15 protein-coding genes are annotated in these 14,017 nt (G+C 33.3%); 12 read left to right on the top strand and 3 right to left on the bottom strand.

Annotated features, from left to right (window positions below; translation table 11 throughout):
• The first annotated feature begins 15 nt into the window (after window positions 1–15).
• On the top strand, window positions 16–474 hold the full coding sequence (locus tag V5E38_RS15610; RefSeq protein WP_499210688.1) for a GNAT family N-acetyltransferase: 459 nt from the start codon (window positions 16–18) through the stop codon (window positions 472–474).
• Window positions 475–665: 191 nt separating this feature from the next.
• Window positions 666–1,175 (top strand): BofC C-terminal domain-containing protein, encoded by a 510-nt coding sequence (locus V5E38_RS15605; protein WP_387332337.1) that lies wholly within the window; start codon window positions 666–668, stop codon window positions 1,173–1,175.
• 103 nt (window positions 1,176–1,278) lie between these two features.
• Here the strand turns inward: V5E38_RS15605 and V5E38_RS15600 are convergent, their stop codons facing one another.
• Window positions 1,279–1,854 carry a GNAT family N-acetyltransferase gene (locus V5E38_RS15600; RefSeq protein ID WP_499213588.1) on the bottom strand — a complete coding sequence of 192 codons (576 nt, stop codon included), beginning with the start codon at window positions 1,852–1,854 and terminating at the stop codon, window positions 1,279–1,281.
• A gap of 194 nt (window positions 1,855–2,048) precedes the next feature.
• On the opposite strand from V5E38_RS15600, the gene ruvA reads away from it, so the two are divergent.
• The 6 genes from ruvA to yajC all read left to right on the top strand — a co-directional run bounded on the left by ruvA (window position 2,049) and on the right by yajC (window position 6,442).
• A complete protein-coding gene (ruvA, locus tag V5E38_RS15595) occupies window positions 2,049–2,666 on the top strand; it encodes a Holliday junction ATP-dependent DNA helicase RuvA (protein WP_499210687.1) in 618 nt (205 codons plus the stop codon).
• Window positions 2,667–2,671: 5 nt separating this feature from the next.
• Window positions 2,672–3,673, top strand: coding sequence for a Holliday junction branch migration DNA helicase RuvB (gene ruvB, locus V5E38_RS15590; protein WP_499210686.1), 1,002 nt, complete (start codon window positions 2,672–2,674; stop codon window positions 3,671–3,673).
• A complete protein-coding gene (locus V5E38_RS15585) occupies window positions 3,670–3,867 on the top strand; it encodes a DUF2905 domain-containing protein (RefSeq protein WP_056472616.1) in 198 nt (65 codons plus the stop codon). The genes ruvB and V5E38_RS15585 overlap by 4 nt, the downstream gene beginning before the upstream one ends.
• 86 nt (window positions 3,868–3,953) lie before the next feature.
• Window positions 3,954–4,982, top strand: coding sequence for a tRNA preQ1(34) S-adenosylmethionine ribosyltransferase-isomerase QueA (queA, locus tag V5E38_RS15580; protein ID WP_335478954.1), 1,029 nt, complete (start codon window positions 3,954–3,956; stop codon window positions 4,980–4,982).
• Window positions 4,983–5,002: 20 nt separating this feature from the next.
• A complete protein-coding gene (gene tgt / locus V5E38_RS15575) occupies window positions 5,003–6,142 on the top strand; it encodes a tRNA guanosine(34) transglycosylase Tgt (protein ID WP_097978898.1) in 1,140 nt (379 codons plus the stop codon).
• 27 nt (window positions 6,143–6,169) lie between these two features.
• Window positions 6,170–6,442 (top strand): preprotein translocase subunit YajC, encoded by a 273-nt coding sequence (gene yajC, locus V5E38_RS15570; protein ID WP_286133679.1) that lies wholly within the window; start codon window positions 6,170–6,172, stop codon window positions 6,440–6,442.
• A gap of 232 nt (window positions 6,443–6,674) precedes the next feature.
• Here the strand turns inward: yajC and V5E38_RS15565 are convergent, their stop codons facing one another.
• Window positions 6,675–7,058 carry a TIGR04086 family membrane protein gene (locus V5E38_RS15565; RefSeq protein ID WP_069035161.1) on the bottom strand — a complete coding sequence of 128 codons (384 nt, stop codon included), beginning with the start codon at window positions 7,056–7,058 and terminating at the stop codon, window positions 6,675–6,677.
• Window positions 7,059–7,281: 223 nt separating this feature from the next.
• Between V5E38_RS15565 and V5E38_RS15560 the strand changes: the two genes are divergently transcribed.
• A complete protein-coding gene (locus V5E38_RS15560) occupies window positions 7,282–7,932 on the top strand; it encodes a DUF421 domain-containing protein (protein WP_335478371.1) in 651 nt (216 codons plus the stop codon).
• 685 nt (window positions 7,933–8,617) lie between these two features.
• Here the strand turns inward: V5E38_RS15560 and spoVB are convergent.
• Window positions 8,618–10,174: a stage V sporulation protein B gene (gene spoVB, locus V5E38_RS15555; protein WP_499210685.1), complete on the bottom strand. Its 1,557-nt coding sequence runs from the start codon at window positions 10,172–10,174 to the stop codon at window positions 8,618–8,620.
• Between the two features lie 156 nt (window positions 10,175–10,330).
• Between spoVB and V5E38_RS15550 the strand changes: the two genes are divergently transcribed.
• The 3 genes from V5E38_RS15550 (at window position 10,331) to V5E38_RS15540 (ending at window position 13,995) form a co-directional block, all read left to right on the top strand.
• Window positions 10,331–10,609, top strand: coding sequence for a post-transcriptional regulator (locus tag V5E38_RS15550; protein WP_097978429.1), 279 nt, complete (start codon window positions 10,331–10,333; stop codon window positions 10,607–10,609).
• Window positions 10,610–10,711: 102 nt separating this feature from the next.
• Window positions 10,712–12,949: a protein translocase subunit SecD/SecF gene (gene secDF, locus V5E38_RS15545; RefSeq protein ID WP_499210684.1), complete on the top strand. Its 2,238-nt coding sequence runs from the start codon at window positions 10,712–10,714 to the stop codon at window positions 12,947–12,949.
• 134 nt (window positions 12,950–13,083) lie between these two features.
• Window positions 13,084–13,995 (top strand): cation diffusion facilitator family transporter, encoded by a 912-nt coding sequence (locus V5E38_RS15540; protein WP_499210683.1) that lies wholly within the window; start codon window positions 13,084–13,086, stop codon window positions 13,993–13,995.
• Window positions 13,996–14,017: the final 22 nt, after the last annotated feature.

The following is a 14,017-nucleotide window of genomic DNA, read 5'->3' as shown; positions in this document are numbered from 1 at the left end:
TAGGAGGAGAAAATTTTGATTTTTAAATTAGACAATAAAGACAGAAAAATGGCAAATTCAATTTTAAATGTACAGTTACCTGCATATAAGGTAGAGGCAAAGTTAATCAATTTTGAAGGGATACCACAATTAAAGGACAATGTTGAAAGTATTAGAGATTCCAGAGAAATCTTTATCGGTTATGTGATTGATAATGATTTAAAAGGATTTTTAGCCTATTCAGAAGGCGATAACGAATATCAAATATGTAGATTGGTAGTACATCCTATTTGCTTTAAGCGGGGGATAGCAAGAAAATTAGTTCATTATTTTTTAAATGAAATTGCCAAAAAGAAAAAGGTAATTGTTTCAACAGGGTCAGATAACCTACCGGCCATTAACTTATATAAAACTTCTGGTTTTACATTTCATAAGGAAATTGAAGTGGCACCTAATTTTTATATATCTCTATTTGAAAATACATCTAATCTTTAAAGATAAAATTAAAATGTAAAAAAGATGATGATCATTAGCTTTCAACCCCCCTTTCCTAAAGACAACTCTTTCGTTTTTTTTGTTTAAAAGATTAATGGCCATTTAAAAAATTTTAAACATCTTGGATAAAGATAAAAGGAATGGTCAAACTAAAAAAGCTTGTATGAATTTGTCTAAAGGAGTGGATGTTTGTGAAAAAGTTCATTTTAATATTTGTTTGTTTACTAGCTTTATTAATACCGGCACAAACTGAAACATTGGCAGCTCATAATGATATTCATCATAGTTCCAACAAAAAGGGGATTACAATCATTTTACATAAAGTATATATAAACGGTGAAGTGATTGAGGAAATTTATATTAATCAACACAAAACTCTTGGGCAAGTGAAAAAAGAGTTTAAGGGTTGGAAAGTCATAGAAGAAAATGATGATCAAATCGTATTAATGAAAAAAATAAATGATCTTTCACCTACTTTAAAGTCGAAAGGTTATTTAGGAATAAATTCAAATGGAGTTTTGAATTTATATATTGGAGCGCCAAGTGGTAATAATATTATTGAATCTTTTTTTCAAATAGATACGAATAAATTAGAAGTAAATAAACAAAAGCAGCTTGAGAAAGGGATTAAAATTTCGACCAAAGATCATTACGAATATTTATTACATTACTTAAAAGAGTATGAAAGAATCGTAAATTGAATTTCGGAATTCGCCTGTGATCAATCGGTAACGACTATCTAAATATAAAAATAATCCACAAAGGTGATTTATTTTCCTTGTGGATTTTTTGTATTTTAAGGGTTCAAATCATTTTTCTATCTCGAACTTTCTTTTCCTGGGCTCTTTCCCATTCATTTCTCAAAATTGAATAAACATAAGTATCATGCGCTGTACTTCCTTGTATTAAATACTCGCGTAGTAGACCCTCATTCGTAAATCCTATTTTTTCAAGAAGTTTTTGGGAAGGGAGATTTTCAGGATAAACGATCGCTCCAATTCGATTTAGTTGGAGAACATCAAAACCATATGATATTAATGCCTTTAAAGCTTCTGTCGCAAAACCTTTTCTCCAATAGTCTGGGTGTAGCTCATAGCCAACTTCTGCTCTTTTGTTTCGTTCTTGGTAGGCATTAAATCCACATGTTCCGATTAATTTGTTTGTTTCATTATCAATCATTCCCCAACGGATGCCATTGCGCGTTTCATACATTTCTCTAAAATAATGAATTACGTCCAATACTTCACTACTATTTTTTAGTGCATCGAGTCCATAATATTTGGTGACATCTTCTCTTGATAAAATATTGAACATTCGATTAAGATCAGTGACTTTAATTTCTCGTAAATAAAGTCTCTCTGTAGTTAGAATTGGAAACATGTCCAAATCGAATAGCCTCCCTTTGGATTTTCTTAAGTAACTAGCTTTTAAAATTTTGCTATATTCATTAGTCATTTTTATCTAAACTTTTTCATTAAATCATATGTATAAAATTTTTATTTTCGACAGCCGACTATTTTTTTCCTTCTTCTATCTATGGTACAATGGAATACATGTAAAAAGGGGAGAAAACCATGTACGAATACATAATTGGAAAGATAGAATGGGTTGGACCAGAATATATTGTAATTGATCATAATGGAATGGGCTATCAATTATTTACACCTAATCCATATGTTTTTAGACCTTCAAATGAAATCTTAAAAGTTTATACTCATCATTATGTAAGAGAAGATGTTATGATGTTATATGGTTTTAAAACACTAGATGAACGTACTTTATTTCAAAAATTGTTAAGTGTATCAGGTATCGGTCCTAAAGGTGCCTTGGCAATTGTTGCGACTGGAGAGCCAAATCAAATTGTTCATGCGATAGAAGAAGAGGACGAAGTATTTTTAACAAAGTTTCCTGGTGTTGGTAAAAAGACAGCAAGACAAATGATCCTTGATTTAAAAGGAAAACTTGAAAAAGTCTTTGGAGCAGTACAAGTTGATTTATTTACTGACCTAGATGCTATAGAAGAGAAAGAAAGTGCAGCATCTTCATTAGATGATGCAATTGAAGCTTTAAAAGCATTAGGCTATGCGGAAAAAGAAGTTAAAAGGATTGTACCGTTATTAAAAAATGAAAAACTTTCAACTGATGAATATATTAAAAAAGCACTTCAATTACTATTGCAAGCTAAGAGGTGATGAAAATGGATGACCGAATTTTATCAAGTGAAAGCAGTGGCGAGGAATTTGATCAAGAGCTTTCACTAAGGCCTCAATCATTAAGGGAATATATAGGGCAAGATAAAGTTAAAAAGAATTTGCAAGTTTTTATTGAAGCGGCAAAAATGCGAAATGAGTCTTTAGATCATGTTCTATTATACGGTCCTCCTGGATTAGGTAAAACCACTTTAGCAGCGATTATTGCCAATGAACTAGGTGTTGGATTCAAAACGACTTCAGGACCAGCGATTGAACGTCCTGGAGATCTAGCAGCTATTTTGACTTCACTTCAACCAGGTGATGTATTATTTATTGATGAAATTCACCGACTGCCTCGAACAGTGGAAGAAGTACTTTACCCAGCAATGGAAGACTTTTTCTTTGATATCGTAATTGGCAAGGATGCAACTGCAAGGTCGGTAAGAATTGATTTGCCACCATTTACATTAATAGGTGCAACAACTAGAGCAGGTCTCCTTTCTTCACCACTTAGAGATCGTTTTGGAGTATTAAATCGGTTAGAATTTTATACAGTTGAACAGCTAGCATTGATCGTAAAAAGAACAGCAGAGTTATTTGGAATGGAAATTGAAAATGACGCTGCTTTAGAGGTAGCTAGAAGGTCTCGAGGTACACCCCGAATTGCAAACCGTTTATTACGAAGGGTTAGAGATTTTGCTCAAGTTCAAGGGAGTGGAATTATTACCTTTGAAATAGCAAAAGACTCTTTAATTCAAATGCAGGTAGATGAAGCAGGTCTAGACCATATCGATCATAAATTGTTACTAGCTATTATTGAGCGATTTAAAGGCGGTCCTGTTGGGGTTGATACGATTGCAGCTTCGATCGGTGAAGAGTCACAAACGATTGAAGATGTATATGAGCCGTATTTACTTCAAATTGGATTTCTTCAGCGGACTCCTAGGGGACGAATTGTTACTGATTTAACATACAAACATTTCCGGTTGCAGGTGCCGGAGCAATGATTGATTTGTCAAAAATTTTAATTACGTTAGGAATTATCTTATTAGTTGTTGGATTGTTTATTCGATTTGTAGGAAAACTTCCGGGCGATATTTTTATAAAAAAAGGAAATGTATCATTTTACTTTCCGATTGTAACATGTATTATCATAAGTATTTTACTTTCACTTATTTTTTCACTATTTGGGAGAAAATAAATGAGTAGGAATAAATAGAGTTTGGAAAAGGGAATTGTGGGTAACCTCCCTTGTCCTTACTCCTGAAATTTATGAGGTGTATAAAAATGGATGTAAATTTATTTGATTTTGATTTACCTGAAGAATTGATTGCTCAGACTCCTCTGTTGGACCGAGAAGCATCGAGACTTATGGTATTACATAAAGACTCTGGCAATGTAGAGCATAAACAGTTTCCAGATGTGTTAGATTATTTACAAGAGGGAGACTGTTTAGTTTTAAATGAAACAAAAGTCATGCCTGCTAGATTATTTGGTGTGAAAGAAGATACAGGTGCTCAAATTGAAGTATTATTACTTCAACAAGAAGAGCAGGATGTATGGGAAACATTAGTTAAGCCTGCTAAAAGAGTAAAAGAAGGTACAATCATTTTATTTGGAGATGGCAGATTAAAGGCAGAATGTGTAGGTTCAAGTGATCAAGGTGGAAGAAAATTAAAATTCCAATACGATGGAATTTTTTATGAGATCTTAGACCAACTAGGTGAAATGCCGCTTCCTCCATATATTAAAGAAAAATTAGAAGATAAAGATCGTTATCAGACTGTATTCGCAAAAGAAATTGGTTCAGCGGCGGCACCTACGGCAGGTTTACATTTTACAAAAGAACTCTTAGCTAAAGTTCAAGAAAAAGGTGTAAAGTTAGCATTTATTACATTGCATGTAGGGTTAGGTACATTTAGACCGGTAAGTGTAGAGTCCATTGAAGAACATGATATGCATTCAGAATACTACTATATGTCTGATGAAACGGCTAAACTGTTAAATGAAACGAAAGCAAACGGTGGTAGAATCATTACTGTTGGAACAACTTCTACACGAACAGTTGAAACGATTGCTACGGCAAATAACGGTAAGTTTGAAGGGTCTAGTGGTTGGACGTCTATCTTCATTTTCCCAGGATATAAATTTATGGGAATTGACGGGATGATTACCAACTTCCATTTACCAAAATCAACTCTAATTATGCTAATTAGTGCTTTAGCTGGAAGAGAACCAGTTTTATCTGCTTATAAAGAAGCAGTAGATCAAAAATATCGCTTTTTTAGCTTTGGCGATGCAATGTTAATACTTTAAGAATTGAAAGGAATCGAAAAATGACAGCAATTCGTTATGAACATATTAAAACTTGTAAGCAAACAGGTGCGAGATTAGGAATTGTCCATACTCCACATGGTTCATTTGAAACTCCAGCATTTATGCCTGTTGGAACTTTAGCCACTGTTAAAACAATGTCTCCTGAAGATTTAAAAGCAATGGGATCAGGGATTATTTTAAGTAATACTTACCATTTATGGTTAAGACCAGGACATGAGATTATTAAAAAAGCTGGTGGCTTACATAAATTTATGAACTGGGATCGTGCAATCTTAACAGATTCAGGTGGATTCCAAGTATTTAGCTTAAGTCAATTCCGAAAAATAGAAGAAGAAGGCGTACATTTCAGAAATCACTTAAATGGCGATAAATTATTCCTTTCACCTGAAAAGGCGATGGAAATTCAAAATGCATTAGGTTCTGATATCATGATGGCGTTTGATGAGTGTCCTCCATACCCTGCTGAGTATGATTACATGAAACGTTCAGTTGAAAGAACTAGTAGATGGGCAGAGCGTTGTTTAAATTCACACCAAAGACCAGAGGATCAAGGATTATTTGGTATTGTACAAGGTGGAGAATACGAAGAACTGCGTAAACAATCCGCAAGAGACTTAGTATCTTTAGATTTCCCAGGTTATGCAATTGGTGGATTATCAGTTGGTGAACCAAAGGATGTAATGAATAGAGTTTTAGAATTTACGACTCCTTTACTACCAACGGATAAACCAAGGTATTTAATGGGGGTAGGTTCTCCTGACTCATTAATTGATGGTGCAATTCGTGGAGTGGATATGTTTGACTGCGTACTTCCAACGCGTATTGCTCGAAATGGTACATGTATGACAAGTGAAGGTCGATTAGTAATTAAGAATGCAAAATATGCAGAGGACTATTCTCCTCTTGATCCTAATTGTGATTGTTATGCATGTAAAAACTACACAAGAGCATATATCCGTCATTTAATCCGATGCGAAGAGACGTTTGGAATGCGTTTGACTACTTACCATAACTTACATTTTCTGTTACAATTAATGGAACAAGTTCGCCAAGCAATCCGCGAAGACCGTTTAGGTGATTTCCGAGAAGAGTTTTTTGAACAATACGGTTTTAATAAGCCGAACGCTAGGAACTTCTAAAATTTACATATTGAAAGGAAGATTAAGATGGGTAATGGTTTAATGGGGATTTTACCTCTAATATTAATGTTCATAGTTTTCTATTTCTTACTAATCCGTCCACAACAAAAGCGTCAAAAGCAAACAGCTAATATGCAAGCTGGAATTAGCAAAGGCGATATGGTTGTAACAATCGGTGGATTACACGGTTTAGTTGATGCTGTCAACGAAGAAAATAATACAATTACTTTAAAAACTACTGATGGATCACGTATGGTATTTGAAAAAAGCGCAATTCGTGAAACAAGAACACAAGCTTAATTTTAATTAATTGTATCGTAAGAAACGCTAGTTCCATTTCGGAAACTAGCGTTTTGTTTATTTTGTAAGAAATTTAAATTAGTGTTCTAGACAAATCCCAAAAAAGTTGAGATTAGACTGATTGCAAGCGATTGTCTTTCGAGGCGCGGAGTTACCTTAGACAGTAATGAGCACCGCGCTCAGCAGGCGAAGAAACAAAGAAAGCGAGCGTTTTCGGGCAGTCTGAGACTGATTATTTATTATAAGATTTATTACTTGCTGCATTCACTCCAAAAATTGACCCTAACATACAAACACCTAAGAAGATCCCATGATACATTATTTGTTCCTGTGAAAAAGTTCGGTCATAGCCAAGAAACTGTACAAAAAATACAAAAATAGAATACGCCCCACTCGTTAATAATCCAAGAATCCAACCTTTTTCTTTCCCTTTCGCTCCTGTAACAAAACCACCAATTAACATAACGATAAATGATAGGATAAGAGTTGTTGTTGTGACACTTGCTTCTGTAAGTGAAGTTAGTTTAAGTAATAATGATAAAATCAAACTAATTGACAATACTAATAATAGAATAGTTAAAAAGCCAAAAGAGACAGCTACAGCTGTTTTTTTCATTCATATTCCCCCTTGTACACTCTTTTAATACAAGCATATTCATGAGATGAATTTTTAGAATACTTATAGGGCAATTACAAATAGTAAAATTATGAACAAAATTCTACTATTATTTTCTTTATGGAAAATTAGTTGTATTTTAACTCATATTTACTGGTATTAAGTGCTAGCTAAAGAACATGTTTTTTAAAATCAACAAGTTTTGGATGTGAGGGTAAGTAAAATGGAATTAGGTTCTATGACGATTCGGACGATTTCAATCTATTTAATCATTGCACTTTTCTTTCGATTAATGGGTAAAAGAGAAATTGGGGAGTTAAGTTTGTTAGATTTGGTAGTATATATTTTGTTAACTGAAATAGCAGCTATCGGAATTGAAACCCACAATGAACCGATTATAAAAGTGATTTATCCAATGTTTTTAATTGTGGTTATACAAATAATTTTTTCTCTTATCTCATTAAAAAGTGTTATGTTTAGAAAAATATTAGATGGACATCCAGTATTAATTATTAGTAAGGGAAAAGTACTAGAGAAAGAGATGAAAAAACAGAGATACACATTTGATGATCTATTACTACAACTAAGAGAGAAGGATATTGGAGATGTTAGGGATGTTGATTATGCATTACTAGAGCCTACAGGGAAATTATCAATATTTAAAAAAGAAATAAACGGTGATATAAACTATAGTTCACTCACATTTCCATTAATATTAGACGGTGTCGTTCAAGAAGATAATTTAAATCAGTATTATAAAGATAAACAATGGTTATTAGAAGAGTTAAAAAAACATGGTTATGATGATTTTAAACAAGTATCTTATTGTAGCTTACGAGGCGGAGAAATATTTTTTGATAAAAAAGACGAATAACGAAGGATCTAGGGTTAACAGTATCTTGCAGTGGAAATTAACTAACATAACATACATTTACATATAAGAAAATAAATAAACCACAAAGTACATTAATTACTTTGTGGTTTCACGATGTTGAAAAACAGCGTTGTCAATTAAGTTACCAAATTTTCGTAAAAGGAGTATAGTGATGTTGATTTGCACTACAGGATGCTCGTTTTCCATGGGGCGAGACCTGAGCCTCCTCGGCAAGCCTGCGGGGTCTCAGCCTTCCCGCTAATCCCATAGGAGTCGGGCACCCCTCCGTTCCAATCAACTTATTCATCAAAAAAGTCTGCAGTAAAACCTAATCAAAAAAACTTTACTTAGAGTAACCTAACAGTTGTTTATAATCATTTTTGTAGGTCAATTAATATCGAACATTAAATAAACTAATCAATTGGTTTTGTTTGCCAAAAAATTAGCTCATAATCTTTTTAACTTCTGAAATAATAGTAAGTGTGTGTTATTAGAATCATTAAATTCCTCATACATGTTTACATTTAAAACCATTAATAGAACATCCAAGCAAATGATAATTTTATCCTTAATAAATGTTCAATTAATGTCCGTTTTCCCTATTGACCACTTTATATTTCAACACTCTGAAACCACAAAGTTCTTAAATTACTTTGTGGTTTTGTTTTGTCTATTCTATTGTCAATTATCTTGTAATTAGCTTTTTAAAGAATGGGATTCGGATGATCTCATCTTTCTTAACTAGGTTAAATAATAAAATTAATAAGATATACATTAATGTAACAACAGAAATACTCACTAAGGTTTGTACTAATAATGAAGGTGAAAAAACTACATATTCTTTGATGAATTTTCCGACATAAATACAAATTCCTAAAATGATTAGACAATAAACATAATCCTTAACAAAAATTGAGAAGTTGATGGCCTTTAATACAGTGAAATAGTGAAGAACTGTTATTGTTACAATGCTAATATTCATAGCTAAGGCAACACCGTTAATACCGAACTTTGGATTTGTAGCTAGTAATAAAATACTAGCGATTTTAACGACTGAACCGACAAAGCTATTTATCATAGCTGAATTTGCAAGATTAAGTGCCTGCAATACAGCTTGTAGTGGTCCTTGGAAATAGTAAAAAATAAAGCATGGTGCTAAAAGTAATATAAAATTCGTAGCTTGGTCACTTTTGTACATTAGTGTTAAAATCGGTGAAGCAAAGACGTATAAAATGACAACAGACCAACCACCAGCAATCATTGAGTAGCGTAGTGCTTGTTGCAATCTTCTTTCAACAGTTACACGATCTTTTTTGGCCATTGCTTCACTAATCGCTGGCACAAGTGCAGTAGATAGTGCATAAGTAATAAACGCTGGTAAAAGTAAAAGTGGTAAAGCGTATCCTGCAAGTAATCCATATTGTTTTGTTGCAACAGCTGCAGTTACCCCTGCAATTGCTAAACTTTGTGAGACAACGATTGGTTCTAAAAACATTGATATTGAACCAATTAAACGACTTCCAGTTGTTGGTAATGCAATACTTAATAGATCGCTAAGCGTTTTTCTTCCATCTTTAATATTGTTCTTAAATCCAGAAATGAACTTTGCATTTTTTTCTTTCTTAAAAACATAAAGCATATAAATTAACGAAGCTAATTCTCCTAATACAGAAGAGATAATGGCGCCACTAGCGGCAAATTCAACTCCATATGGTAAAAAAGTTTTAGTACAAACTGCAACTAGTACAATACGAACAACTTGTTCAATAACTTGGGAAAAGGAAGAAGGGCGCATATTCTGTACGCCTTGAAAATATCCGCGTAAAACTGATGAGATTGCGATAATTGGAACAACTGGAGCGATGGCAATTAATGGGTACATAGTCCTTGCATCCGTTAATAAGTTTTTAGCGATGAAAGGGGATAAAAAGATCATTGCAGTAGTAAAAATAATACTTAAAATGCCAGTTATTGACATTGAAACAGCTAAAATCTTTTTTATCCGATCATGTCTATTTTGAGCAACTGCTTCTGCAATTAATTTTGAGATGGCAATTGGTAGGCCGAGCTGTGTTAGCGTCATGACCAAAAATAGTGTTGGTACTGCCATCATAAATAATCCTACGCCTTCTTCACCCATAATTCTTGCTACAACAATACGATTAAAAAATCCTAATATTCTTGTGATGAGCCCTGCAATAAGTAAAAAAAACGTTCCTCTTAAAAACGTTTGCTTTGTCATTACTTTTACCACCTTCTCAAACAGCCTAGAATGATTTACAATTATATATATGCTAGAAATGTAGGCAAGCATGACAAGTTAGTTCAACATCTAGGAAATGAATGTGAAGGTCTAAAATCATTTTTCTAAAAATACAGAAAATTAGGAGGGAAGAGTATGTCGACTTTTCATCAACAAGCTGCAGAATTTAAACCACAGCTACAGGTAGTAATTGAAAGTAAACTGGATGAATTTAGAATGCTTGGATTCGATACTGTCAGTGAGGATGACTTATGGGAATGCCTCGAAAGAACTATATGGCGAAAGAAAGAGGATGAACCAAAGCTTTTTCAACTGGTAGAAGACATACTCTCATTAACTGTAAACGATTATATGAATTATATTCGAATCGAAGCATTTAAATCACCTACTTGGCAGTTTGGGGAGTCAGTTTAACCATTAATTGACAATAAAAAAATTGCATTTGTATAATATAAGAATGAAAACATACCATTTTCGTACTAGAACTTGAACTAGTTAGAGGAGGAAATTCACAACATGGTGAAGCGTAACAGGATTGTTGCCTTCTTCTTAATTATTGCTGTGTTAGCAGCAGTAATTGGCACAACTGTATTTGGTACCGCGAAAAATATTAAACTTGGTCTGGATTTACAGGGCGGGTTTGAGGTGCTTTACAAAGTTAAGCCGATTAAGAAAGGCGATAAAATTAACAAAAATGTTTTAGTAAGTACAGCAAAAGCTCTTGAAAAACGTGTAAACGTATTAGGAGTAAGTGAACCAAACATTCAAATCGAAGGGAAAGATCGTATTCGTGTACAATTAGCTGGTGTAAAAGATCAAGCTAAAGCACGTGATATTCTTTCTACGGAAGCGAACTTAACAATTCGTGACGTAAATGATAAGGTTCTAATGACTGGAGCGGATTTAAAAGAAGGCGCTTCAAAGCAAACATTTGACCAAATGGGTAAACCAAGTGTATCAATCACATTTAAGGATGCTTCTAAGGTTAAAGATGTTACAAGTAAAGTGTTAAAAATGGGTGCTCCAAATAATATGATGGTTATTTGGTTAGATTTCAAAGAAGGAGAAGACTCTTTCAAAAAGGAATCTGCAAAAGCAAAGCCTAAATTCTTATCTGCAGCTAGTGTAAACCAAGTATTTACCGACGATACACTTTCCATTGTTGGTTCTACTTTCACAGTTGAAAGTGCAAAAGAACTTTCAGATTTATTAAATGCAGGGGCTCTTCCAGTACACCTTGAAGAAATGTATTCAACATCAATCGGTGCAAAATTTGGTACAGATGCTCTACATGAAACAATTTTTGCTGGAATTATTGGTGTATCAGTTATTTTCTTATTTATGCTTTATTTCTATCGCTTACCAGGTTTAATCGCAAGCATCATGTTAATGGCTTATACTTATGTAACATTACTTGTATTTGACGGCATGAATGCGGTATTAACACTTCCAGGTATTGCGGCATTAATACTTGGTGTTGGTATTGCGGTTGATAACAATATTATCACTTTTGAGAGATTGAAGGACGAACTTAAACTAGGAAAATCAGTTGCGTCAGCGTATCGTGCAGGTAATCAGCGTTCATTTGGAACGATTTTTGATGCTAATATTACAACTTTACTTGCTGCTGTAGTTTTGTTCTCATTCGGTACAAGCTCAGTAAAAGGATTTGCAACAAGTTTAATTGTTAGTATTTTAGTAAGCTTTTTAACTGCAGTATTCGGTACTCGTTTATTACTTTCTTTATTAGTTCAAAGTCGTTACTTAAATAATAAGAAGACATGGTTTGGTATTAAACAAAGTGAAATTCTTGGTTTAAATCATAACTTAGCGCACCCTCCTACAAAATATGATAAAGTTGATTTTGTAAGCGTTGGTCGAAAATTTGTTTATTTTTCAATTGTTACATTAGTAGTTGGGGTTATTCTACTTTCTATTTTCCGATTAAATTTAGGAATTGATTTTGCAAGTGGTACACGTGTAACATTTGAATCAAAATCAGCTGTTACAAAACAAGTTGTTAATGATGAAATTTCAAAAATGAACTTGAAGCCTGAAAGTATTACTGTTTCTACAAATGATGCAAAAACAGGTTCAATCGTATTTAAAGGTGTATTAACAAAAAATCAGATTAATGATTTGAAAAAGGATTTTACAGCTAAATTTGGGGTAGAACCAAACGTAAGTACTGTTGATCCAGTTGTTGGTAGAGAATTAGCAGCTAATGCTATTAAAGCATTAATTATCGCATCAGCAGGTATTATTCTCTATGTATCATTACGTTTCCAATTCTCATATGCAATTGCTTCAGTAATTGCCCTACTACATGATGCATTCTTCATTGTTGTAGTATTTAGTATTTTTAGATTAGAAGTAGATATCACTTTCATCGCAGCGGTTCTAACGATTGTTGGTTATTCGATTAATGACTCGATCGTTACATTTGACCGAGTTCGTGAAAATATGAAGCTTAAGAAGAAAATTCGTTCTAGAGAAGAATTGAAACAAGTCGTAAACGAATCAATTCGTCAAACTTTAGGCCGATCTGTTAAAACAGTTCTTACTGTACTATTAGCAGTACTTGCATTGCTTTTATTCGGAAGTCATGCAATTCTTAACTTCTCACTTGCATTATTAATCGGTTTAGTTGTTGGAACATATTCTTCAATCTTTATCGCTTCACAAATTTGGTTATTTATTAAAGGTCGCCAACTTGATAAAAACCAAGTAATTGATGTTGAAGAAGCTAAATAAACAAAAAAGAGTATAGGCTATTGCTTATACTCTTTTTTGTATTAAATTCATTATGATTTGAAGATACTAATATAATGTGTTAATAATGATAAGTGTGTTTTTTAGAGTTAGAAAAAGGGAAGTAGGTAAAGTATATGGAACAGGAAGAGCGTTATAAGGAAGCCAGGAAAGGGGCTTATATCGGAATATATGGAAATTTACTTCTAGCAATTGTTAAAGCAGTTATCGGATATATTGGAAATAGTAAAGCGTTAATGGCCGATGCAGTACATTCTGCGTCAGATGTGGTCGGTTCAATAGCGGTTTTATTTGGTTTAAGAGCTGCGAAAATGCCTCCAGACGAGGATCATCCTTATGGACATGGTAAAGCTGAATCAATCGCTGCAATTATTGTTGCCGTACTTTTATTTATCGTTGGAATTGAAATAACTAAATCCTCTATAACCGCGTTTTTTAAACCAGTTCATCCACCAGAGTTAATCGCTTTATTAGCAGCTTTTATATCTATATTTTTAAAAGAATGGATGTTTCGCTATAAATATGCTTTAGGGAAAAGGTTAAATAGTGACGCAATCATCGCTAATGCATATGAACATCGCTCTGATGTATACTCATCTGCTGCAGCTATGGTTGGTATTGGAATTGCAATTTTAGGTACTAAATTTAATATGCCAGTACTTTTATATGCAGACCCTGCGGCTGGGCTTATTGTAGCAATTATGATTTTAAAAATGGCTTGGGATATAGGAGCAGAATCAATACATACAACAATGGATCATGTCCTTCATGAAGAAGATATTGAACCATATAAAGAAATCGTTAAAAACGTAGAAGGTGTTAAAGAGATAAATTCTCTCTATGCAAGGGAACATGGCTATTACGTCATAATCGATTTGAAAGTCTCAGTAGATCCATATATAACGGTTGAAGAAGGACATAAGATTGGTAAAAATGTTAAAGCAAAGTTGATGGAACAAAAAGATGTGGAAAATGTTTTTGTCCATATTAATCCATATAATGATAAAAATAACTCTTTCATCCAATAAGTTTACTTTAGTATAATAGTAC

The organism is Rossellomorea sp. GAMAL-10_SWC (assembly GCF_049568075.1).
Taxonomy (GTDB): domain Bacteria; phylum Bacillota; class Bacilli; order Bacillales; family Bacillaceae_G; genus Gottfriedia.
This window is presented reverse-complemented; position numbering and strand designations above follow the sequence as displayed.